23 protein-coding genes and 1 pseudogene are annotated in these 20,232 nt (G+C 43.6%); 17 read left to right on the forward strand and 7 right to left on the reverse strand.

Features of this window, described 5'->3' with window-relative positions; all coding sequences use genetic code 11:
• Window positions 1-394 precede the first annotated feature (394 nt).
• The 3 genes from RYZ26_RS06750 to RYZ26_RS06760 are packed head-to-tail and all read left to right on the forward strand — an operon-like array spanning window position 395 to window position 1,639.
• The gene (locus tag RYZ26_RS06750; RefSeq protein WP_317682416.1) at window positions 395-637 is read left to right on the forward strand and encodes a hypothetical protein; all 243 of its coding nucleotides are present in this window, start codon (window positions 395-397) and stop codon (window positions 635-637) included.
• A gap of 16 nt (window positions 638-653) precedes the next feature.
• Entirely contained in the window at window positions 654-1,271 is a 618-nt protein-coding gene (locus RYZ26_RS06755) for a hypothetical protein (protein WP_317682417.1), read from the forward strand.
• A gap of 2 nt (window positions 1,272-1,273) precedes the next feature.
• Window positions 1,274-1,639: a VanZ family protein gene (locus tag RYZ26_RS06760; RefSeq protein WP_317682418.1), complete on the forward strand. Its 366-nt coding sequence runs from the start codon at window positions 1,274-1,276 to the stop codon at window positions 1,637-1,639.
• A gap of 26 nt (window positions 1,640-1,665) precedes the next feature.
• Here the strand turns inward: RYZ26_RS06760 and RYZ26_RS06765 are convergent, their stop codons facing one another.
• On the reverse strand, window positions 1,666-2,445 hold the full coding sequence (locus RYZ26_RS06765) for a metallophosphoesterase family protein (protein WP_317682419.1): 780 nt from the start codon (window positions 2,443-2,445) through the stop codon (window positions 1,666-1,668).
• A gap of 291 nt (window positions 2,446-2,736) precedes the next feature.
• Between RYZ26_RS06765 and RYZ26_RS06770 the strand changes: the two genes are divergently transcribed.
• The 5 genes from RYZ26_RS06770 (at window position 2,737) to RYZ26_RS06790 (ending at window position 8,590) form a co-directional block, all read left to right on the forward strand.
• Window positions 2,737-3,717 carry a hypothetical protein gene (locus RYZ26_RS06770; protein WP_317682421.1) on the forward strand — a complete coding sequence of 327 codons (981 nt, stop codon included), beginning with the start codon at window positions 2,737-2,739 and terminating at the stop codon, window positions 3,715-3,717.
• Between the two features lie 35 nt (window positions 3,718-3,752).
• Window positions 3,753-5,009, forward strand: coding sequence for an outer membrane beta-barrel protein (locus tag RYZ26_RS06775; protein ID WP_317682422.1), 1,257 nt, complete (start codon window positions 3,753-3,755; stop codon window positions 5,007-5,009).
• Between the two features lie 79 nt (window positions 5,010-5,088).
• The gene (locus RYZ26_RS06780) at window positions 5,089-5,616 is read left to right on the forward strand and encodes a polysaccharide biosynthesis/export family protein (RefSeq protein ID WP_317682423.1); all 528 of its coding nucleotides are present in this window, start codon (window positions 5,089-5,091) and stop codon (window positions 5,614-5,616) included.
• A 20-nt stretch (window positions 5,617-5,636) separates the two neighbouring features.
• Window positions 5,637-7,904 (forward strand): GumC family protein, encoded by a 2,268-nt coding sequence (locus RYZ26_RS06785; RefSeq protein ID WP_317682424.1) that lies wholly within the window; start codon window positions 5,637-5,639, stop codon window positions 7,902-7,904.
• Between the two features lie 11 nt (window positions 7,905-7,915).
• The gene (locus tag RYZ26_RS06790; protein ID WP_317682425.1) at window positions 7,916-8,590 is read left to right on the forward strand and encodes a hypothetical protein; all 675 of its coding nucleotides are present in this window, start codon (window positions 7,916-7,918) and stop codon (window positions 8,588-8,590) included.
• On the opposite strand, the gene RYZ26_RS06795 is transcribed toward RYZ26_RS06790, so the two are convergent.
• On the reverse strand, window positions 8,562-9,962 hold the full coding sequence (locus RYZ26_RS06795; protein ID WP_317682426.1) for an O-antigen ligase family protein: 1,401 nt from the start codon (window positions 9,960-9,962) through the stop codon (window positions 8,562-8,564). The genes RYZ26_RS06790 and RYZ26_RS06795 overlap by 29 nt on opposite strands.
• A gap of 1 nt (window position 9,963) precedes the next feature.
• Window positions 9,964-10,770 carry an SH3 domain-containing protein gene (locus tag RYZ26_RS06800; protein WP_317682427.1) on the reverse strand — a complete coding sequence of 269 codons (807 nt, stop codon included), beginning with the start codon at window positions 10,768-10,770 and terminating at the stop codon, window positions 9,964-9,966.
• 188 nt (window positions 10,771-10,958) lie between these two features.
• On the opposite strand from RYZ26_RS06800, the gene RYZ26_RS06805 reads away from it, so the two are divergent.
• On the forward strand, window positions 10,959-12,629 hold the full coding sequence (locus RYZ26_RS06805) for a hypothetical protein (RefSeq protein ID WP_317682428.1): 1,671 nt from the start codon (window positions 10,959-10,961) through the stop codon (window positions 12,627-12,629).
• Window positions 12,630-12,742: 113 nt separating this feature from the next.
• Here the strand turns inward: RYZ26_RS06805 and RYZ26_RS06810 are convergent.
• Together RYZ26_RS06810 and RYZ26_RS06815 are read right to left on the reverse strand one after the other, a co-directional pair.
• Window positions 12,743-14,094, reverse strand: a protein-coding gene (locus tag RYZ26_RS06810; protein ID WP_317682429.1) for an IS3 family transposase whose coding sequence is annotated in 2 segments (ribosomal slippage) — window positions 12,743-13,756 and window positions 13,759-14,094 — 1,350 coding nt in all. Because the reading frame shifts where the segments join, the coding sequence is not laid out codon by codon here.
• A gap of 121 nt (window positions 14,095-14,215) precedes the next feature.
• Window positions 14,216-14,494 (reverse strand): helix-turn-helix domain-containing protein, encoded by a 279-nt coding sequence (locus RYZ26_RS06815; protein ID WP_317682430.1) that lies wholly within the window; start codon window positions 14,492-14,494, stop codon window positions 14,216-14,218.
• Window positions 14,495-14,721: 227 nt separating this feature from the next.
• Here RYZ26_RS06815 and tnpA point away from each other — a divergent pair.
• A pseudogene (gene tnpA, locus RYZ26_RS06820) lies at window positions 14,722-15,131 on the forward strand (IS200/IS605 family transposase).
• Between the two features lie 76 nt (window positions 15,132-15,207).
• On the opposite strand, the gene RYZ26_RS19930 reads toward tnpA, so the two are convergent.
• Window positions 15,208-15,408, reverse strand: a complete 201-nt coding sequence (locus tag RYZ26_RS19930; protein WP_411576855.1) for a helix-turn-helix domain-containing protein — start codon at window positions 15,406-15,408, stop codon at window positions 15,208-15,210.
• Window positions 15,409-15,536: 128 nt separating this feature from the next.
• Here RYZ26_RS19930 and RYZ26_RS06825 point away from each other — a divergent pair, with 128 nt between their 5' ends.
• The 5 genes from RYZ26_RS06825 to RYZ26_RS06845 are packed head-to-tail and all read left to right on the forward strand — an operon-like array spanning window position 15,537 to window position 17,857.
• Window positions 15,537-15,752 (forward strand): hypothetical protein, encoded by a 216-nt coding sequence (locus RYZ26_RS06825; protein WP_317682431.1) that lies wholly within the window; start codon window positions 15,537-15,539, stop codon window positions 15,750-15,752.
• A gap of 12 nt (window positions 15,753-15,764) precedes the next feature.
• Window positions 15,765-16,952, forward strand: a complete 1,188-nt coding sequence (locus tag RYZ26_RS06830; protein WP_317682432.1) for an Arm DNA-binding domain-containing protein — start codon at window positions 15,765-15,767, stop codon at window positions 16,950-16,952.
• Window positions 16,945-17,238, forward strand: a complete 294-nt coding sequence (locus tag RYZ26_RS06835; protein WP_317682433.1) for a hypothetical protein — start codon at window positions 16,945-16,947, stop codon at window positions 17,236-17,238. The genes RYZ26_RS06830 and RYZ26_RS06835 overlap by 8 nt, the downstream gene beginning before the upstream one ends.
• Window positions 17,235-17,450 (forward strand): hypothetical protein, encoded by a 216-nt coding sequence (locus RYZ26_RS06840; protein ID WP_317682434.1) that lies wholly within the window; start codon window positions 17,235-17,237, stop codon window positions 17,448-17,450. The genes RYZ26_RS06835 and RYZ26_RS06840 overlap by 4 nt, the downstream gene beginning before the upstream one ends.
• Entirely contained in the window at window positions 17,450-17,857 is a 408-nt protein-coding gene (locus RYZ26_RS06845; protein WP_317682435.1) for a hypothetical protein, read from the forward strand. The genes RYZ26_RS06840 and RYZ26_RS06845 overlap by 1 nt, the downstream gene beginning before the upstream one ends.
• 1 nt (window position 17,858) lies before the next feature.
• On the opposite strand, the gene RYZ26_RS06850 is transcribed toward RYZ26_RS06845, so the two are convergent.
• Entirely contained in the window at window positions 17,859-18,191 is a 333-nt protein-coding gene (locus RYZ26_RS06850) for a helix-turn-helix domain-containing protein (protein WP_317682436.1), read from the reverse strand.
• Between the two features lie 146 nt (window positions 18,192-18,337).
• Between RYZ26_RS06850 and RYZ26_RS06855 the strand changes: the two genes are divergently transcribed.
• Together RYZ26_RS06855 and RYZ26_RS06860 are read left to right on the forward strand one after the other, a co-directional pair.
• Entirely contained in the window at window positions 18,338-18,880 is a 543-nt protein-coding gene (locus RYZ26_RS06855) for a hypothetical protein (protein ID WP_317682437.1), read from the forward strand.
• A 228-nt stretch (window positions 18,881-19,108) separates the two neighbouring features.
• Entirely contained in the window at window positions 19,109-20,065 is a 957-nt protein-coding gene (locus RYZ26_RS06860; RefSeq protein ID WP_317682438.1) for an inositol monophosphatase family protein, read from the forward strand.
• Window positions 20,066-20,232 lie beyond the last annotated feature (167 nt).

Here is a 20,232-nt window from a genome sequence, read left to right on the forward strand (position 1 = left end):
TGTCCAAGCCATTATTGTTCTCCATCAGTTGTAGCAAACCGATAGAATCATAACTGACTGTAATCACTCAACTACTTTTGGGTCAGGCTCTGAGACGCCTTTTGAGTAGGAAATTGAGTCCTGTCAAAAGAGAGAATGTTTCAAAAGAGAAAAAAACTTCAGTCGAAATAGAAGAAACTCAAAAAGACCCACATGCGCGTTTGAGGCAACTTTTGATTTGGAAATGGGATTGAGTGACTAAAAATGATGAGTTGTTTATGATTTGCAACTGAAAATTAAATAGAATACTATCACAAAACCTTATGAGGTATCCCCAGTGAGGTGGTCAGTGGCCTCTGACATTTTATGCACTCCAAGAGGTCACTGGTTCTCAATGCCGATAACAGGATGTAAAATGCAAGAACAGAGAATTTTAAAACTCGTGAAATACACCAGCGAGTATATATCCTTGGAAGGGCGTGCAAATCATGTCCGCCAGGTTCTTCATTTTATCGGCATTGCAGGTTTTGATCTTTATCGAATCACCGACGATCTGTGCAAAGTTTACTTTAGCCATAAGGATGATATCGGCAAGTTTGTAAAGCTCTTTAATGAGAAGGGGCAGCTGGTCATTCTTGACTTTAAGAATGTTGCTTAAAATTTGGTGAAAGTTGATGCTGGGATACTGGCGACAATCTCTGAGAAGTTTTCTTGACTGGTTTGAAAAACGCCAAAGTCAATCTGGCTGTTTTCTGGTTAAGCTATTCGTGTTTTTTGCCGGGTTGAATTTTGCATGCTATTGGTGGGCCTTGTTTACAGCTTACCCGCAGCATTTGGCATCACATAAGGCGATTGAATATCAGCTGATGGGGTTTCCTGTGGCGTTGATGGGGAGCATATTCGATAGCTTCTCTTTATTTGTTACAATTTTGATGGTTCGCCGAGCGCTGAAGACTGATAGGACTGGTGTGTATCTGGCTTACCTAAGTGTTGACTTGTTTATTGCTATCCTTGCAACCTTCTGGGTTTTATTTGCTTTTGTTGCATCTGGTTGGCTGGTCAATATCGTTTTGGACAATCCTGAAACCTTTAATCAACGCACGGCACTTTATGAGGGCCGTGTGTGGAATGCGATTTTCAATCCGTTTGCAGAGAACAATATTAAAAATGTGTATTTTGGTGTCCTGATGGGCGCGTCAGCCTTATTACCAACCTTGCTGCATATCTCTATGGCAAGTGCTGCTGCATTTAAATGGGGGCTGGGGCGCTTTGCATATTCAAAAGCGGGTTAGCTATGAGCGAGAAAGTTGTTCAACTTCTCTTTTATTTAGCTTGTTTAATTCTGGCCTTGCTTTCACTGACGCCTCAAGAGGCATTACCGCAATCTGGTCTTTCTGACAAAATTGAACATCTGCTTGCTTATGCTTCTCTCGCAAGTCTCGGTATTATTGCTCATCCCATGCGTGTAAGAAGAATTTCTGCAATGCTTATTATATACGGGAGCTTTCTCGAAGCGGGGCAGTCTTTGGTTCCGGGGCGTGTTCCGAGTCTGGGTGACATCATTGCAAATGCGCTAGGTGTTTGCTTGGGTGTCTTGGTCTTCTTTTTGTATAAGTATATGCGTCAAAAATCGAGTGCCAGAGATAGTAAGGGCACATAAGGCGCGATATTGGGCCCGTATCGGGATTAAGTGTGGATGATGCGTTTTTCACTTCCATCAAGAACAATGCAAGTGAGTTTGCCTGAATAATAAGCACCTGTATCCACGGCGATCCTATTATTAAGAAGAAGCGCATCGTTTGTGATCGTATGACCGTGCACGATGACTTTTTCATAAAGTTGTTTCTCGTGAATGAAATCTTCTCTGATCCAGCGTAAATGTTTCCCTTTTTGTGAGGATAAAGGTGTTTTTGGATCAATCCCCGCATGAGTAAAGAAGTACCCGCCGTTTTCATAACTGTCTTGTAGGTCAGTAAGGAAGCGGACATGTTGTTCGGGCATTTGATTTAGTAAGTTTTCTGCAACTTCTTTTAGGTCTTTTGCGGAAAGTTTGCCTGCTTTCATAGAGGCTCCATAACTTAAAAGTGTTTCTGTCCCGCCATATTGAAGCCATTCACTTGCACGATCTGGACTATCTAGAAAGTTGAGCATGGCTTCTTCATGGTTGCCTTTTATGAAAACATATTCAATGTTGGCGGGCGCAGGTTGAGATAATATTTCAATTACCTGTTTGCTGTGAAGTCCACGGTCAACATAATCCCCTAGAAAAACAAGTTTGATATTCTTCTTATCGTTACATTGATTGATGTCGAGGAAGATATTTTGAAGAAGTTTTTCAACAAGGTCGGCTCGACCATGTATATCGCCGATAGCATAAATTCGATCCCCAGAGTTTGTCTGGGCAGAATCCAATTGCTGGGTTGAATGATTACTTTGACGCGTAAGCTTTCTGAATAAAGATCTCATGACCTGATGACGCTGACAGTTATAATGAAATGCCTTTGTGCAGAAAAATTAAGGAAACATCAAGCTTTTAAGCCTTTTCAGGGGGGGGGGTGTGATAAATATGATACAGGCGGAGAGAAGGTTGCACTTTGCAGGCTTAATAATCAGTATTTTTTGATTCAAAGGTTGCATTAATTCAGCGCTTTAAGTAGTTTCCATTAGGAATCGAATGTAATGCATATCGGTTTAATCGTTTGGTGTGTTTGCTAGCTCTCGAAAATGCACCGTCGAATAATAAAGAAAGGGTTCTAAATGTTTACTTTTCGTAAGTCTTTACTGGCTGCGACAATGGTAGCAGGGGTTCTGGCGATATCGTCACCTGTAATGGCTCAGCAAGGGCCAGTTGTTTCTGCTACTGTTTTGACACAGATTCAGGCCGCTAAAGCTAATCCTGCTGCTTTGGCCGCTCTTATCCAGGCGCAAGTCGCTGCTAATCCTGCGTTGGCTGCTGAATTGACTGCCGCAGCTGTTGCTGCTGCACCAGAAGCTGCTGCCGCCGTGGCATCTGCCGCTGCTACTGCTGCTCCAGAAGCTGCTGCTGAAGTTGCTGCTGTCGCGATTGCTGCTGCACCGGAAGCTGCTGCTGAAGTTGCTGCTGCTGCAGCAGTAGCTGCTCCAGAAGCTGCTGCTGAAGTTGCTGCTGCCTCTGTTGCTGCTGCACCAGAAGCTGCTGCTGCGATTGCTGCTGAAGTTGTTTCTGCTGCTGCACCTGATGCGGTTGCTGAGATCGCCGCTGCTGCGGCCAGTGCTGCTGCGGATGCGGGTGTGGATGTGGCGGCTGTCGCTGCTGCTGCCGCTGATGTTGCTGCACCGGAAGCTGTTGCAGAAATTGCTGCTGTTACACAAGCTGCAACAGGCATTGACGTAATTTCAGAAGTTTCTGCTGCTGCTGAGATGGATGCAGCCGAAGTCGCTGTTGCTGCTCAGGATATTGATACAACAGCTGCAATGGCTGATGTGAATGCTGCCATGGCTGAAGCTCAGACCGCTGGAGCTGAAGCTGCTGCTGCAAGTGCTGATGTAGCCGAAGCTGCGGAAGCCGCTGGCGTTGATCTGGCCGGTCCGGTAGATGCCGCTCCTGCTGACGCGCCAACCGATGCTCCGGCACCTGTTGATGTTGCTGCACTGGATGATGCTGGTGAGAGTGCCTTCGCTGAAGATATTGCTGATGCAGTAGATGCTGCCGCTGATGAACCTGCGGATCTGCCTGATCCAAATGCAAGTCCTAACTAAGCAATTAAAATAGATTCTTAAGGGGAATGAATAACATGTCTTTACGACGATCTTTACTTTCTGTTACTTGCTTAGGGGTAGCACTTAGTTTTTCAACTGTCGCACTTGCGAAAGATGAGCAAGCAGCACAGATGGGTGTGGCCGATAAAAAGGCTGAAGAATATAACGCCAAAGGTGTTCGTCTCGGTAGCTTTAATCTGTTTCCAAAGGTGACTGTCAAGCAAACGCATAATGACAACATCTATAAAGAAAAACAGAATACAAGTGACGACTGGATCACAGATATTGAACCAAGCTTAAGCTTGCGTTCAGATTGGAACCAGCATTCACTTCGTTTTGATGGTAAAGCGAACATTGGTCGCTATGCTGATTATGGCGATAACGATTACGAAGATTATGAACTGCGTGCGCGTGGTACATTGGATGCTTCTAAAGCATTGACTGTTAAAGGTGATGCCAAGTTCAAACATGGTCACGAAGACCGTGGCGGTGATGACGTTGGTTCTGATGCCAAAAATCCGGTGGAGTCTGACACAATCAACACGCAAGTTGATGTGAAGTACAAGCCGAATCGTTTGGGTCTGCAATTCACTGCTGATTATGACATCATTGATATTGATGACAACCAGACAACAGCTGGTGGTACGACAAACAACGATGATCGTGATCGTCGCGATGTAGAAGGTACACTGAAGGTTAGCTACGAGCTGAAAAAAGGCTACGAAGCATATCTTAAAGGTAGCCTGAATGATCGTAACTATGACGACGCAACTGATGATAATGGTGTAAACCGTGATTCTGATGGTTACAAGGCGCAAGCTGGTATCGCGATTGACCTTTCTAAACTCGTGCGTGCTGACATTGCTGCGGGTTATATGTCACAAGACTATACAGATAATTCTTTGAAAGATGCTTCTGGCTGGTCAGGTGATGTCGATGTAAGTTGGTTTGCAACGCCACTGACGACAGTTCGCGGTAAAGTTGGTCGTTCTATCGATGAAACAACAACATCTGGTGTTTCTTCCACGGTAGGTACTAAGTACGGCATCGGTGTGGATCATGAATTCCTGCGTAACCTGCGGGCCTCTGCTGATATCAAACTGTCCAAGTCTGATTATGAAGGCGGCACACGTAAGGATGACAAGACCAACTATATTGCCAAGATCGATTACAAGCTGAACCGCAACTTCTTTGCAGGTGCTTCAGTGGATTTCGAAGAACGCGATTCTAATGAAGATACCAATGATTATGATAAAACAACTTTCATGATTAAAATTGGTGCCCAATTCTAAGAAGAAGCCTAGCAATTTAGAACCCAATTGACTACAATCCCCCAGGTTGTCCCTGGGGGACTTTTTTTGGGAATTTCATATGAAGTTATTTAAGTTTTTAAGTTTTATATTCGCGCTGTTTGTCTTCATTGAAGACGCTCACGCAAATGCAGCTTATACGCTTGATAGTGGCGACAAGGTTAAGGTTACAGTCTTCCAGGAAGAAGATTTATCTGGTGAATTTGAAGTCAGTGCAGAGGGCGAACTATCTTTACCCCTTATTGGCAGTGTGTTTGCGAAAGGACAAACTTTAAAACAAGTTGAGCAATCTATAATAAATATGTTGCTTGATGGTTTCTTAAAAAGCCCTCGTGTTAGTCTCGAAGTTTTAAACTATCGCCCGTTTTATATTTTGGGTGAAGTCAATGAACCCGGAAGTTATCCATACGTGAACGGTATGACCGCACTAAATGCTGTTGCTCTTGGCGGTGGTTTTACTTACAGAGCCGATAAGGATGATTTGCTGCTTATTAAAGCGAATGATTCTTCCAAGAAGCCTCGCAAAATTACACCGGAAACAAAAATTTTCCCAGGTGATGTTGTTCGTGTCGAAGAACGTTTATTTTAACGATTTAAGTGATTTGCAGTATGTCTAATGAATTAACACAGGTCGAACCTGTAGGTGCAGAAAAACAAGGTTATATTGACAAAATCAACGCATTTAAAGTTGATGAAGTAGATATTCAGGAACTCCTGCGAACACTTTGGCGCAGAAGAATGGTCATTATTTCCACGACTATTCTTTTGACAGCTTTGGTTACTCTCGTAACCCTTCAACTTACCCCTCGCTATACTGCATCGGCTAACGTGATGTTGGAAACACGCCAATCTAATGTCGTGGATATTGAAAGCGTTGTTTCTGGCATGTCTGCAGAAATGGCAACGGTTTTAAGTGAGGTTGAGGTTATACGTTCTACCTCTTTAATTCGACGTGTTGTTGAAAAATTAAATCTGGTCCGTGACCCCGAGTTTAACTCTGAACTCGCAGAAAAGCCTTGGTTCAAATCTATTTTAGATTTGGAAACCTATTTTGACCGTGAAATTCTTGTTTCTATGGGCCTGCGAAAAGTTGAAATCGAATTAAGTGAGCAGGAAGCAGAAGAAGAGCTTTTAGCTAAGGTTGTTGAAAATGTTAAATCTAAATTGAGTGTGTCGCCGGTTCGACGCTCTCTTGTAATTACCATTGCATTCACTTCAACAAATCCGAAAAAAGCTGCCTTAATTGCAAACACGGTTGCTGACAATTATATTGTAGATCAATTAGAAGCCAAGTTTGATGCAACACGTCGTGCGAGCAGCTGGTTGAATGACCGAATTGCTGGCCTTCGTGATAAAGTTCAAAAAGCAGAAGCCGCTGTAGAGACATACAGAATCGCCTTGACCGGTAAAATTGGTGGTTCAACTGAAATGACAACACAACAAATTTCAGAACTGAACTCACAGCTGATTCTCGCTCGCGCAAAACGTGCTGAAGCCAACGCACGCCTCCGTCAAGTAGAAGATTTGATGCGCACAAGCGGGGATCTTGCGTCTGCTGCAGAGGTTCTTAATTCACCATTGATCCACCGCCTTAGGGACCAAGAAGCGCAGGTTATGCGTAAAGTTTCCGAGTTAGAATCCCGCTATGGTGAACGTCACCCTAAAATGATTAAGGCAAAAGCCGAGTTGAAAGACTTACGCAAGTCAATTGAAAATGAAGTTCGAAAAATTGCCCAGAGTCTAAAAAATGAGATGGTCGTTGCGCGTGCCCGTGAGAACACACTTAAACAAAACCTAAACCAACTTGAAGGTAAGCAAGGTGTTCAAAACCAGGCCTCAATTAAGCTTAACGAGTTGGAACGCGAAGCAAAGGCAAGTCGCCTTCTCTATGAAAATTTCTTGAACCGTTTTAAGGAAACAAGTGAACAGCAAAATTTGCAACAGGCTGATGCACGTGTAATCTCCAAGGCAGACGTTCCAATTTTAGCATCCTTTCCAAAGAAAAAGCTTATTATTGCTGTGGCCTTCATCGGATCCGCATTCCTAGGCGTCGTTCTAGTCTTTCTACTCGAACGCCTGGACAATAGCTTCAGAAGCTCTGATCAGCTGGAACTTTATACAGGATATCCAGCTATTGGTATGATCCCGTTGGTAACGGGAAATCTATTAAATAGAAAAACTGTTGGGCGCTACCCTATTGAAAAGCCCGCTTCTACTATTTCAGAAGCAATTCGAACGCTTCGTACATCAATGTTGTTATCAGATGTAGATAACCCCCCAAAAGTGGTTGGCGTGACTTCGACTGTGCCTTCAGAAGGTAAGTCGACAGTTGCCTTATGGCTTACACAAGTGTGTGCAATGTCTGGTCAACGTGCTTTGCTGATTGACTGTGACTTACGCCGTCCGAGTGTACACCGTTCACTTGATATGGAAAATGAATATACACTTGTAGAAATTCTTGCCGAAGAATGTTCTCTTAAAGATGCAATCCAGAAAGATACACAAAGCAATATGCATGTGATCCCAGGTAAGGTAACACAGGCTAACGCGCTTGACCTTCTGTCTTCAGAACATATGGAAACGACGCTTAATGAACTACGTAAACATTTCGATATGATCGTTCTTGACTGTCCTCCTGTCTTGGCTGTTTCGGATGCCAAAATCGTCGGGCAATTGACGGATAAGATGCTCTATGGGGTGAAATGGGATAGCACTCCTCGTGGTCTTGTTCAGACAGGACTGCGTGCTGCCAAAGAAGCAAAAATCGACCTGGCCGGTGTTGTGATGACACAAGTGAATGTCAAGAAACATGCTAAGTACGGTTACGGTGACTACGGTTACTATTACGGTAAATATAAGGACTATTACACTACGTAAGGCCTGATGTGATGTGGAGATATCTTACTTTTGTTATCGGGGCAACTGTTGCAGTTGCCCTTTTGACTTTGTCCGTTCCAAGGTTGGTTGCAAGCTTCGAGTTGCTATATGTTCAAGGTCTGAAAGACCTATTTGATAAAAAAGAAGAACTTACCCTTGAAGACTTAAAAAAACTTCATGAAGGATATCTCACCTCTTTGAACTGGCAGGAAAACAACCTTGTCTACCTGGATAAGGCAAAGATCGAGCTGGCGTTGGCAAAAAGTGATGAGAATAACGCCCTGCAATGGCGAGAGAATGCGGAAAGCTCACTTGAAAACAGTATTCAGGCTGGGCCTTCTAATCCTTATGCCTGGTCACTTCTGGCATATGTGCGTAAACTGAACGCTGGTGAATATGGTGGTAGTGAGCAGGCATTAAGTATGGCCTTATGGACTGGCCCCTATGAAAGAAGGCTTGCACCGTTTTATCTGCGTTTCGGCTTTGATCTGTGGGATAAAATATCATCCGAGGAACAAATACAGTTAATCAATTTAGTCGGCTGGGTCGAGCGCAATAACCGTCGAGCTTTGATCGAAATTGCAAAAGCAAAACCGGACCATTTTGTTAAGATTGTAAATGCCCTGTCAGACGATGAAGAAGCAATGTTGCGATTTGTTAAATTGATGAACCGCTCTCGCCGCTAGAACGTCTTCGTGATGTCCTAGATTGTGCCCAGCCCATTCCGGCTAGAAGCAGGAATGAAACCGTAAATCCCGGAATTTGCAGACTAAAGTCGACGAGGGCATGTGCTGCAACTAGTACAATCGAAGAGGCACTGACGACGGCATAGATCTGTCGTCTCCTCCTCTTCAATACGCCTCTCACATTGACGATGAATGCAAAAATAAAAATGAAGGCGATTGCAATGGTTGCAATGAGGCCAGTTTCCATTGCCATTTCCAGATAGGTATTGTGGGCTTTATCCCAGTTGTTCCAGCTTAAGCGTATATCATTGTTTTTATAAGAGCGGAAGGCTTCTTGATAGGTGCCATAGCCTGTTCCCAACAAGGGGCTGCTTTCAATAGCATCTATTGTCAGGAGGTAGACGTCATCTCGCAATGAACGTTCAAAAGAAGTTCCTTCTAGACGCTTTACTGTTAGGTCCGAACTCATAGTGAAAGCAAAGAAAGCGCCGAAAGCGACCACACTGAAGCTGCCGATGAGGAGCTTCTTAGGCAAAAGTCGTATATAAGCCAAGCAAACGACAAGCACTAATAAGGCTAGAGTTAAAGATAGAAAACCACCGCGAGAATGTGTCTGTAAAAGGGCGGTCGTATTCAGCAATAATGCAAAAAACGGAAACCATGCTTTCTTGGAGGCATTGTCTACAAGGATACGGAAAATCTCACGTTGTGTTAAATTCCCACGAAGCTGGCTGCCGACAGTTTGAAAAAGAACGGCAATAGAGACGATCACACCTAGCGCTGCGTAAGTTGCATAGGTGTTTCGGTTAATAAAAGTTGATGTTACATCGTTTTGGTAAGCCCACTTATCAAACCACAATACAGTTTTAAAGCCAAAGAAGTATATTAATAGCCCGTAGAAAGCATAGATAGAGCTGGCATACATAAAGGCTTTCAGAACAATTCTGGCGTTATCGGAAGATCGGCAAAAACGCGCAGATAGCCAGAAGCATCCACCGTAACTTAGCATAATCATAAGGGCGCGTGTCGTGTCTTGTGCGTTTATGCTGATCGAATGGTTGAGTTCTAAACCCAAAATGGCAGATGCCTCAGTCCAAATTGGATGTGCTAACTCAGATGAATTGCCTAAAGGAAAGCTTTGGAATAAAGCCCAAATGCAGAAACCCACAAACACTAACAATAAAGGGGCGAGTTGTTTGATCGTACGTTTTTCGTCTTTTTCTTTTTTCCATATGGGGAGACATTCAAGAAAAAGCCAAAAGCCGATCAATGTGCATAAAAGAGTCCAAGACCATTCTCTATTAGAGCCAAATGGTAGGGGGGCCAATAAAATGGTCCCCAAAAAACCGTAAAATGTAACCTTTTGAAGCATTTTAATTTACTTTTTTTACAAGAGATAGGGCAATCCAAATTTTTCCGGTTTGATCATTTGCTCCTTTATATTCAAATTCACCCCATTTGCCGTCTTTCTTTAAGAGTTTAAGTGACACGCTGGAAGGCATCTTAAAAGCAATGCCATGATCACTTCCAGGACCCATTCGGGCATTTACGTTATCAGAGACTGTTCGATAAATGCTTATCTCTTCGGACTTGACCGCAGGTGCTTTTGGAGGAAGTTTGATTTTTGTAACTGATTGTTCTATTTCTTTTGAGATAGTGTCTTCTTGGTTTGGTGTTTGTTCAATTTCAGCTTTTATTTCTTGTTTAGCACCGCTCTCCTGATTCTCAGTTGTTTCAAGAATCTGGTTCTCTTTTTCTTCCGGTAAAAGTTCCTCTGTTTGTACAGTGTCTTCAATTGCTAGTGTGTAGGGCGTGCCATCAATAACCAATTCTTGCAGTTTCCAGCAGGCATGCGTCTCGACCACCTGGCATGTCATTCTAATTTGACCAAAAAATGGGCGATCCGCACTCTCTCCCTTAAATGTACCACTAAATGACCAAACATTCTCTTTAACTACATTACCTGGAATCAGCATGGAGATTTTGAGCTGATCATCCTCGCTTAAAGTATCAAGGTTTTTTGCAATCCCTTCATAGAGAGCCTTCCTAGAGACTTTAGGGTAAGCAGATTGTGTATCGTCAGTATCGGAGCCACTTGAAAGTAAAAATCCCGCAATTAGTCCTAGGGAAACAACAACAAGGAAAGAAAGAATAATAATCTTTTTTGATAATATATGCATATTTTTACTCGAAAAGAGAGTGCGGGATTGTTTCGCGTATTTTGATGGGATTTATAGTCTAGTCAAGTGATAATCTATGTATAAAATTTGAGATTTTAATCAGTGAAACCATCTCTTTGTTGATGTAAGGAGAACCATATGTAAAATGGACGACAAATTGGTAATTAAATAACTTACTGTCGGGAAACATGGTTGAGAAAAAAAGACGGCGCAGAAGATCGCGTAGCCGCAAAAAAAAATCGGGCTTTAGCTTTGGAAAGATTGCTCTTGCTGTTTTTGCTCTGCTTATTGTACTGGCGAGTGCGAACAAGTTCATGCAGAGTGATGAGCAGCTAGAGCAGGAAAAGCTTATTGATTTTAAAAACTCTGCTTTGTTCGCGGGTAAACAACTTCTTCGTGAAAGCTTGGATAGTCACTCTGCCCGGGCGCGACAAGTCTATTTGATAAAAGGCGATAAAGATCAATGGTCCCTCAATGGTGCCCTTGAGTATATCAATAGCAAAATTAGTAACCCATTCCATGTTGAACTGATACAACAATGTGAGCAAGTCTCAGAAACTGAATGTTGGTCTTTGGGAAAGGTTATTGTGGATGGAAAAAAATACCGAAACTTTTTTGAGGCTTTGCGCGTTGCAAAATCCGATAGTGAGGTCGAACAGTTATCTGATAGCACTTTCCTGTTATCGAAGGATCAAGAAAAACTGAAAAAAAGCGATCAAAAAATCAAATCGGAATTTTCTTTTCTAAAGTATCGTAAAAAAGTCGATGTTTCTTTTAGAAACGACTTGGGACGAAAGTATAAAAAAATAAAACAATACAAAAGTTATTCACCTCAAGGACTTTCATATATTCCGAAAAAGCTAAACGAAGGTGTTCCTTTTAAATTGATAAGGGGGGTGCATCCGGTTGTTGAAGTAGTTGTCAACGGCAATCAAACGTTGAATATGTTAATTGATACAGGGGCTTCAAGGACATGGGTTCCGCCTGAAGTCTTCAGTGAGAATAAAAATCAGCGACAAGTTGATTTGGACAGTCTTTGCCTGAGCAATGACTTATGTTTTGAGCAAATGAAAGCGATCTCGAAAAAGTCAAATTATACACAACGTATTATTGGCAATTATAACGGCCTGATTGGTATGGATTTACTGAGATTAACTGGGTTAACGCTTGATTATGATAAGAAACTGGCATATTTCATTCTGCCTCGATTTATGCCTCATTATAAAAATGCAACTAAAGCATCCTTTGTCATTGATGATTCCGGACGGCCTTTTGCCGTGATGAGCTTGGGGGCAAAGGTATATGATAAAGTATTGCTAGATACAGGTGCTTCATACACACGTATTACACCACTTATGCAAGCTCAGACAGAGGCAATTCCCGTGCCGAAATACAATGAAATGGCCTTTTCCATAGATGGCTTACAGTTGACTGATGTTGGAGAGTTGCCAGACCTCTGCTTGGATGGTGAAGTTTGCCGTAAAGGGGTTTTGGGACAAGTCGGATCGTGGTCTGCATTTGGAGCTACTTTTTTTAGAAACTATATTTCTTCTTTTGATTTTTCTAAAAATGAACTTGCCTTGACAGTAAGCACAGCTGAAGAAACAAAAAGTTCATTAGAAAAATGGGGAATGCAATTAAGTATTCATGATCCTTCTTCATTTGCTTGGATCTTTCCAGGCGGTATGGCTGACAAGAAGGGAGTTAAGAATAGTATGACGATTGTGATGGTCAATAATGTTCGAATTGAGGAGATGGGGTATATAGGTGCCCAAAATATTTTGGATACAAAGTCAGAGATTGAGTTGACTTTGATTGATTCCAACAGAGAAGTGAAAACGTTTAATTTTTCTGATTGAGCTATGCCTTGCTGAAGCGGGGGAATTCTTATTTAGGTTTGTCCGTCGCCATATAATTTGGGACAAGTGAGCGCTTAAAATACCAGAGGATTTTGGCTCATCAGGTTTGTTGATTATGCCACGTGCTTTTTATGATGCAAGCGACGCTGTTTGATGGTTTTGAGTTTGACCTCCTTTCTTCGTTTTAAAACGCTGTGCTGCCTACCAAAGTAAACGTCTGCAGGAGTGACATTGTTGAGGCTTTCGTGATAGCGCTCATGGTTATAATGATCGACAAAGGCGTTGATTTGCGCCTCAAGATCGCCGGGCAGATAATAGTTTTCCAGCAGGATACGGTTCTTCAAGGTCTGATGCCAGCGTTCGATCTTGCCCTGGGTTTGTGGATGATTAGGAGCACCGCGTGTGTGGCGCATGCCCTGACCTTCCAACCAGTCGGCTAGGTCACCACTGATGTAGGACGACCCGTTGTCGCTCAGCAATCGGGGTTTATGAACAACATCAAGCTGATTACAGCCTGATGCTTCTAAAGCCTGCTCTAACGTCGCAGTCACATCCTCAGCTTTCATACCCGTGCACAGCTTCCACGCCACGATATAACGCGAGTAATCATCCAGAATGGTGGAGAGGTAAAACCAGCCCCAGCCGATGACCTTCAAGTAGGTGAAGTCCGTTTGCCAAAGCTGATTGGGACGCACGGTTTTGTCCTTGAACTCATGAGCTGCCTTGATCACCACGTAGGCTGGAGCCGTAATCAGGTCCCGGCTTTTCAACAGGCGATAGACAGAACTTTCTGACACGTAATAATCACGCTCATCAGTGAACGTCACTGCGAGTTCTCGTGGGGACAGTTGCGGGTTGTCCAGTGCCAATTCCACAATGTCATCGCGAATGTCATCGGGGATGCGGTTCCAGATGTGGGACGGTTTTGGCGATTTGTCAGCAAGCCCATCAACACCTTCAATCTGATAGCGTTCATACCAACGATAAAAGGTGGTTTTGGCAATACCGAGCTTGTCCAGTGTGCGGCGAACGCCCAAGTGGGACGTATCCACAAGACGAATAATTTCCATTTTCTCATCAGCCGAATACCTCATAAATCGTCGTCCCCATCCTCGCTCATGCTTTTTTTGAGTAGACGATTTTCCAGAAGCAGGTCGGCGAGTGCCTCCTTCATGTCAAGGTTTTCACGTTTAAGATTACGCACCTCATGAGATGTAGCCTGACGGACGGTGTCGCCAGACAGACGCTTCTTGCCGGCCTCCAGAAATTCTTTCGACCAGCTGTAATACAGGCTTTCCGCAATGCCTTCGGCTCGGCAAAGCGCGGCAATACTTTCCTCGCCACGCAATCCTGCGATGACAATGCGGATTTTCTCTTCGGCAGAGTACTGCTTACGGGTCTTACGGCGAATGGTGCGAACCGTCTTGTCCGCTTCCATTTTCGAGGTCTGTGGTTTTGACTTCATCTTCGTTCCTTTTCGGTCTCTACGATGAACTCAAAACCCTCCGTTACGCAACTCTCTTAATTTGTCCCAGTGGGGCTGACCGGAGACAATCGGGAAGGCGCTAGATTAACCTGCCTATGCGTCAGCTATCCCTTTGGGGGTGACCCTCAACATAATTAACGACATCGCCAACCTCTACTTTGAAGTAAGCACACAATTTGTCCAGAACTTCTGTCGTTGTATTGTAACCAATCTGGTTTGAAAGTTTAGACAAGGTTGTACGGTGAACCCCTGTCGCTTTGGCAACTTCTTCTAGCGTAATACGACGCTGCTCCTTGAATTGCTTCTCTGCAATCAATTCTTTTAAGCGATATCTAATCATCAATCTCAGTCCCATTTTTCTGCATTGTTCCATATTCATTAATTCTTCACGAGACCATTTTTAGGTCTGGTGCATCAATTGTGATTGACAGTCACGTTATTGTGTTTTAGTGCGTCAATTTGTTTTAAAGCGGTTTGGATTTGGTTTAATGTCTCCCCTTGGTTAAATCCCCCGTCTTTAGACGGGAAGGGCTTCAGCCAGCATATTCTCTCTCCTTAAAATGAACGTCAGGCGGAGCGTAAACGTTCATTTTAAGGAGAGAGAATATGCCTTACAGCACTGGCAGCCACACGAAATTTCATCATCGTTACCATATCGTTTGGGTTCCCAAATATCGATATAAGGTGCTGCGTGGCATCCTTCGGGAACGTATTCGTGATATTGTTCGTCAAGTTTGTGACGAAATGGGTGTTCGTATTGTGAAAGGCGTACTTTCGACAGATCACGTCCATATGTTTGTCGAAATTCCGCCCCATATTGCTGTGAGCTATTTTGTGCAAAGGGTAAAAGGGCGATCTTCGCGTAGAGCCCAACAGGAGTTCCCTGAACTTAGGAAACGCTATTGGGGGCAACGGTTTTGGCAAGAGGCTATTTCTGCACGACAAGCGGTAATATTACCGATGACATCATCATTGAATATCTCGACGGACATTCAGAGAAATTACAACCGTCTTAAGATATTGCAGAACCTACCGACATCAGTCGGTAGTGGTTCAGTTTTGACATTTAGATGATCAGAAAGCCTTTTTCTTTCATTCAATATATTCAAACAATTCACCCAGCTCACATTCAAAAAAAGCGCATAGCTTGCTCATTACATCAAGCTCCACTCGTTCAGCACTTTCGTGATACAGGCGCGTAATTGTCCCGCGGTTAATTCCTGTCTCTCTTGTAACATCAGCAATCTTAAGCTTCTTCTCTCCCATTAACCGGGATAAATGACATTTTATCATCACAAAACACCTTTTTGACCTTCTGCAGATCAAAAAAGCTTGCAAATGATTTTTTTGCACTTACAATGATCTACAGGAGGTTAATTCATCTCCTTGCAGCGTCAAAATACTAAATGAGGAGACACCAAATGTCACAAACTTATTTAACAACCGAAGAACTTTCTAATCGCATAAAATATGACTCACGCACGATCCGAGAACGTCTAAAAGACTCTGTCCTACTTGAAGGTATTCATTATTTCCGTCCCTTTGGTGGTCGCAAAATCCTCTATATCTGGGAAAAGGTCGAAGAAGATATGATCCGGGGAACTGGAGTGGACTCCCTTGTTGCAGGGCTTCAATAGGGAGTTATTGAAATGGCAAGCATTCGATCACGCAACGGAAAGCTGTTTCTGGACTTCCGTTACAGAAAACAAAGATGCCGCGAAGCGACTTCTTTGGATGATACGCCGCAAAACCGGCGACGTCTAAACTCCGTGATTAAACGGATGGAGGCGGAAATTACGCTGGGAACTTTTATCTATGGCAAGTATTTCCCTAAGAGCTCAAAGCTAGAACAGTTTTCAACCCAAGAAAAGTTCAACCGTGTTACTCGTGGTGACATTCCCATGTTTGAGGATTTTGTTGATCTTTGGTTTTCAGAGAAAAAGGTCGAGTGGCGAACGTCTCACATCAATAATGTCAGATTGTCTCTTGACGTGCATATTCTTCCCTATTTTTCAAAACGACCCGTTAATCATATTACCAAGGCTGATATCCTGAACTTCAGATCTAAGTTGGCAAAGCGTCCAGGCAAAACCAATAAGTTTTTATCACCTTCACGCATCAACCATATCATGACGCCCTTGCGTATGATTATTACGGAAGCCGCTGACCGATATGAGTTCACATCTCCATGGCAAAATATCAAGCAACTAAGGGTGCCCAAAACAGAAGTTCATCCCTTCACGTTGGAAGAAGTGCATTTGATCATCAATTCCGTCAGGCGGGATTTTCGCAATTACTACACAGTCCGCTTCTTCACAGGTATGCGTACCGCCGAAATTGATGGCCTGCAATGGAAGTATGTGGATTTCGCCAGAAAGCAAATTCTGGTGCATGAAGCCTACGTGAAAGGCGAAATGGTACAGACGAAAACAGATGGTTCTCATAGAGCTATTCATATGTCCCAACCGGTTTTTGACGCCTTGAAGAGCCAGGAAAATCTATCAAGGGGGACCAGCTCCTATGTCTTTTGTGGACCATCAGGAAAACCGTTAAACCACAATAATGTCAGTCGCCGTATCTGGCACCCATTGTTGCGACATCTCAACCTTGAGCGACGCCGTCCCTATCAAACGCGCCATACGGCCGCGACACTGTGGCTGGCCTCAGGTGAGAACCCGGAATGGATTGCCCGGCAGATGGGGCATAGCTCAACAGAAATGCTGTTCACCGTTTACTCACGCTATGTCCCGAACCTGACCCGTCAGGATGGTTCAGCCTTTGAACGCCTACTCACTACTCATTTTACAGATGAAAACAAAGGAACAAAACATGAATAAAGATAACCATGCACTCTATATGAAGCTCAAGAGACACCTTGAAGGGTACGCCAGCATGCAACTAGCCAAAAAGCTCCACTGCCTTCTGCCGATCGATGATGAGACCGATTTGCGCCCGTTCATTGGCAATGGAAAAAACAGAAATAATATTGAGGCAATCCAAACTTGGATTAAGGACACCATCACTGACTTCCCCGCCAGCAGCTTTGAGCTCACGTTGGATCATTGGCATGAACGCCTGGTTTGCGAGTTGATGAACAAACTCAATACGGGAGGCGACGTATGAATAACTTTGCCATTCCAACAGTTGGCCCCGTGATTGGCGATCTTGATAGCCAGAAGATCTATGAATGGGTCCAAGATAACGAAGGTAGCCTTTACCTGTATGTCGGCCTCTTTGATGAAAACCGCAGATATGGCCCGAATGACTTGGCCAACGGAGATTTAATTCTCCATCCCAACCTTCATTACCGTCGCATTGAATGGGAAACCGAGTGATGGACCATACAGAAATGAGCCTAGATGAACGCATCCATTTCACCCCGGTCGGAATCAAGGCCTATATCAAGCTTATGGATTTGTGGCAAACCGACATACAAGACCGTTGGGATTTGTTAGGTGGCACACCACCTTTCAACCTTGAACGTTATCAAGGCTGGGACCCGGAAACTGGCATTGCCTTAACCGAAGACCAGTTACTTAGAATTGGCGTGCTTATAAAGATCGCAAAATCATTACACATGATGTTTGGCCCCCAAGTCCATAACGAATGGGTACGTGCCCCAAATGCTTCCCAACTCACAAAGGGAATATCTGCACTTCGATACATGGTTGATGGAGGTCTACCTGCAATCATCGAGGTTCACAAATATTTATTAGGAATAATGCAATGCCACTATCTCTAGGCTATTTTTTGTGTCGGATAAGAACCTTGGCCTGCTCAGTGACCGTCTTGATCACATCCGATGGTTGGTCTTCCAATAATTGCATCAAGCGCAGAATCTCTGGTGATAGATTGCGCGGCTGCAGGTCGAACAGTTCACCAATCTCAATTTCAAATACTTTTGCCATCGCAGCCAGGTTTTCCAGACGTGCAGATGTCGCACCACGTTCAATGTTGGAAATGGTGTCAACGTTGCAATCTATGGCCTCGGCCAACTGTTCCTGGGTCATCTGCTTTGCTTTTCGAAGCTTGCGGATAGTTTTTCCCAGCTGCGTGATGATCTGATCTTGGGTCATACACGGAATTTTACCCGTATTTAACCACTATACCACCGAATGAATTCAGAGTTTTGATTGCGTGCATATTTTCACTGAATATAATCAGACTAATTGCAACTTAAGAAACTCAAACCGAACTTATTCAGATAACAAGGAGTCTTCTAATGATCTTTATCCGTACATTCCTTTTTCTCGTTTTTACACTATTTGTTGTCCCCTCTCTTGCAGCAGAAGAAGCAGCTCCCTTCGGGTTTGAAATCGGCACCGATACCTTGATGTCTTCTCGTACCAAAGCCACTGAAAGGGGCTATGCTCACAAAATTGATGGTGAGAATAAATATACAGGCGGCTTGATGCTGGACATTGACGTCAGTTCCGCTCAGGTCAACGGTGTAAAGAAGCTCATCCTGATTTTTGATCAGCAAGAAATACTGCAAGGCGTGACTTTTGATTCACGCAAACATCACTTCAACGATTTTGACGGTTTCATTTCTCAAAAATACGTACCGGTTAAACGACAAGTTCCTTTTGTGGGGAACAAGTACGTTGAATATCAGGCCCCCAATGCGATCATCAAACTAAATGCCCCTCATATGGGTTTCGAGATGAATATCGTCTATGCCTCTCAGGAATTGTTGAGCTCATTTAACAGCATCTCCAAAGCGGAAGATGCACAGGAAAAGAAAAAAGCAGCATCCCAGTTTTAATCGCCAGAAATATGAGGCTTGTAATGGATCAGCTTACCGTATTGGGAGGTCTCGCAATCGCAGGCCTCATTCTATTCTCAATTCTGGCAGCCTTCAGGAACATCGTTCAATTTTTCAGATTGCCAAAACTTCACAAATATCTACGTGAGAACCCGGATTGCAGAACGCGAAGAGGACCACGTTGTTGCCATTGCAATAGCCTATCGATTTGGCGCAGCTATTTTGGACATGGCTTTGGCGGCAGGCTTTACATTCATTCATGCAAAGCTTGTGGTGAGAAACTTTATCGAAGCAGTGTCTAAACATAACATGACCATCTTAAGGAATCTCAATGTGGAAATAGATATTCAAGACATCATCATAATCGCAAAAAATGCTGGTAAAAAGATTCTCATGCCGAATTGGGGATACGTTATCCGTGAAGCGAAGAGCGACGGTTCACCAGTAACAGTCGTGGACCAACAGGCCAGTACATTCATCATAAAGGCATTGAACGATTTAACACCTGACATACCGGTCATTTCGGAAGAGGCGAGCCTTGCTCAAAATGAAAAAGCACTTGAGAACCCAATGCATTGGGTCGTTGATCCGTTGGATGGAACTGCAACATATTTAAATGGGCCAAAACTTGGAAATACTGCTGGCTTTGGAATTCATATTGCCCTTGTAAAGTCAGGCCACCCAGAATTAGGAGTTTGCTATTTTCCAGCTCAAGAAAAATGTTACTACACAGGTAATGATGGAAAGGCATACAGCCAATTTAAACAAGAAAGCCCCCTTGAACTTTCCGTCTTAACGAAAGTACAGGGGACTAAACTACGTGCCGCTGTTCCCTGGAAAATTCACAAGCGTCCACATGACATTAACGGTCATTCTTATGAAGCTGTTCCAGCCGTAGGAGGTGAGGAACTATGCAGAGTTGCCTGTGGTGACGCTGAAATTGTTTGGCACAACAGACCTGATAAAAATGAATCAATAGCTGAACGTGAAGTCTTCTCACACTGGGATATCGCCGCTGCCCATGCTGTTTTGAAAGCCGCTGGGGGCAACCTCTTTGAGATCGAAACCGGTGAAGTTGTTGCTTACAACAATATGAATTTCTCTGTTCCGTCCTGTGTCGGCGGACATCCAAAATTATTAGAAACAATTGGTTTCTATCCTGCAAAAAACAGGGAACCTCATTAAAATTTTCCAGAAGATAAGGAAAAGGGAGATCAATGTGAAACACATAGACCAATACCCAAAAACAACCAAACGCGGCCCTGAATGTGGGGAGTTTAACTGCGTCAAGATTTTCGAATATCTAGATTGCACCGATGTATGATGCCATTTCTATGCAAATGTCGTAGCCT

Source organism: Terasakiella sediminum (genome assembly GCF_033100395.1).
Taxonomy (GTDB): domain Bacteria; phylum Pseudomonadota; class Alphaproteobacteria; order Rhodospirillales; family Terasakiellaceae; genus Terasakiella.

What these genes read in the sequence shown, in the direction of transcription:
- RYZ26_RS06775 (WP_317682422.1), top strand. Translation starts at nt 3,753, where the DNA reads ATGTCTTTACGACGATCTTTACTTTCTGTTACTTGCTTAGGGGTAGCA.
- RYZ26_RS06795 (WP_317682426.1), bottom strand. Translation starts at nt 9,962, where the DNA reads ATGCTTCAAAAGGTTACATTTTACGGTTTTTTGGGGACCATTTTATTG.
- RYZ26_RS06780 (WP_317682423.1), top strand. Translation starts at nt 5,089, where the DNA reads ATGAAGTTATTTAAGTTTTTAAGTTTTATATTCGCGCTGTTTGTCTTC.
- RYZ26_RS06830 (WP_317682432.1), top strand. Translation starts at nt 15,765, where the DNA reads ATGGCAAGCATTCGATCACGCAACGGAAAGCTGTTTCTGGACTTCCGT.
- RYZ26_RS06760 (WP_317682418.1), top strand. Translation starts at nt 1,274, where the DNA reads ATGAGCGAGAAAGTTGTTCAACTTCTCTTTTATTTAGCTTGTTTAATT.
- RYZ26_RS06805 (WP_317682428.1), top strand. Translation starts at nt 10,959, where the DNA reads ATGGTTGAGAAAAAAAGACGGCGCAGAAGATCGCGTAGCCGCAAAAAA.
- RYZ26_RS06750 (WP_317682416.1), top strand. Translation starts at nt 395, where the DNA reads ATGCAAGAACAGAGAATTTTAAAACTCGTGAAATACACCAGCGAGTAT.
- RYZ26_RS06845 (WP_317682435.1), top strand. Translation starts at nt 17,450, where the DNA reads ATGGACCATACAGAAATGAGCCTAGATGAACGCATCCATTTCACCCCG.
- RYZ26_RS06825 (WP_317682431.1), top strand. Translation starts at nt 15,537, where the DNA reads ATGTCACAAACTTATTTAACAACCGAAGAACTTTCTAATCGCATAAAA.
- RYZ26_RS06790 (WP_317682425.1), top strand. Translation starts at nt 7,916, where the DNA reads ATGTGGAGATATCTTACTTTTGTTATCGGGGCAACTGTTGCAGTTGCC.
- RYZ26_RS06770 (WP_317682421.1), top strand. Translation starts at nt 2,737, where the DNA reads ATGTTTACTTTTCGTAAGTCTTTACTGGCTGCGACAATGGTAGCAGGG.
- RYZ26_RS19930 (WP_411576855.1), bottom strand. Translation starts at nt 15,408, where the DNA reads ATGATAAAATGTCATTTATCCCGGTTAATGGGAGAGAAGAAGCTTAAG.
- RYZ26_RS06855 (WP_317682437.1), top strand. Translation starts at nt 18,338, where the DNA reads ATGATCTTTATCCGTACATTCCTTTTTCTCGTTTTTACACTATTTGTT.
- RYZ26_RS06785 (WP_317682424.1), top strand. Translation starts at nt 5,637, where the DNA reads ATGTCTAATGAATTAACACAGGTCGAACCTGTAGGTGCAGAAAAACAA.
- RYZ26_RS06835 (WP_317682433.1), top strand. Translation starts at nt 16,945, where the DNA reads ATGAATAAAGATAACCATGCACTCTATATGAAGCTCAAGAGACACCTT.
- RYZ26_RS06850 (WP_317682436.1), bottom strand. Translation starts at nt 18,191, where the DNA reads ATGACCCAAGATCAGATCATCACGCAGCTGGGAAAAACTATCCGCAAG.
- RYZ26_RS06755 (WP_317682417.1), top strand. Translation starts at nt 654, where the DNA reads ATGCTGGGATACTGGCGACAATCTCTGAGAAGTTTTCTTGACTGGTTT.
- RYZ26_RS06800 (WP_317682427.1), bottom strand. Translation starts at nt 10,770, where the DNA reads ATGCATATATTATCAAAAAAGATTATTATTCTTTCTTTCCTTGTTGTT.
- RYZ26_RS06815 (WP_317682430.1), bottom strand. Translation starts at nt 14,494, where the DNA reads ATGAATATGGAACAATGCAGAAAAATGGGACTGAGATTGATGATTAGA.
- RYZ26_RS06765 (WP_317682419.1), bottom strand. Translation starts at nt 2,445, where the DNA reads ATGAGATCTTTATTCAGAAAGCTTACGCGTCAAAGTAATCATTCAACC.
- RYZ26_RS06840 (WP_317682434.1), top strand. Translation starts at nt 17,235, where the DNA reads ATGAATAACTTTGCCATTCCAACAGTTGGCCCCGTGATTGGCGATCTT.
- RYZ26_RS06860 (WP_317682438.1), top strand. Translation starts at nt 19,109, where the DNA reads ATGGCTTTGGCGGCAGGCTTTACATTCATTCATGCAAAGCTTGTGGTG.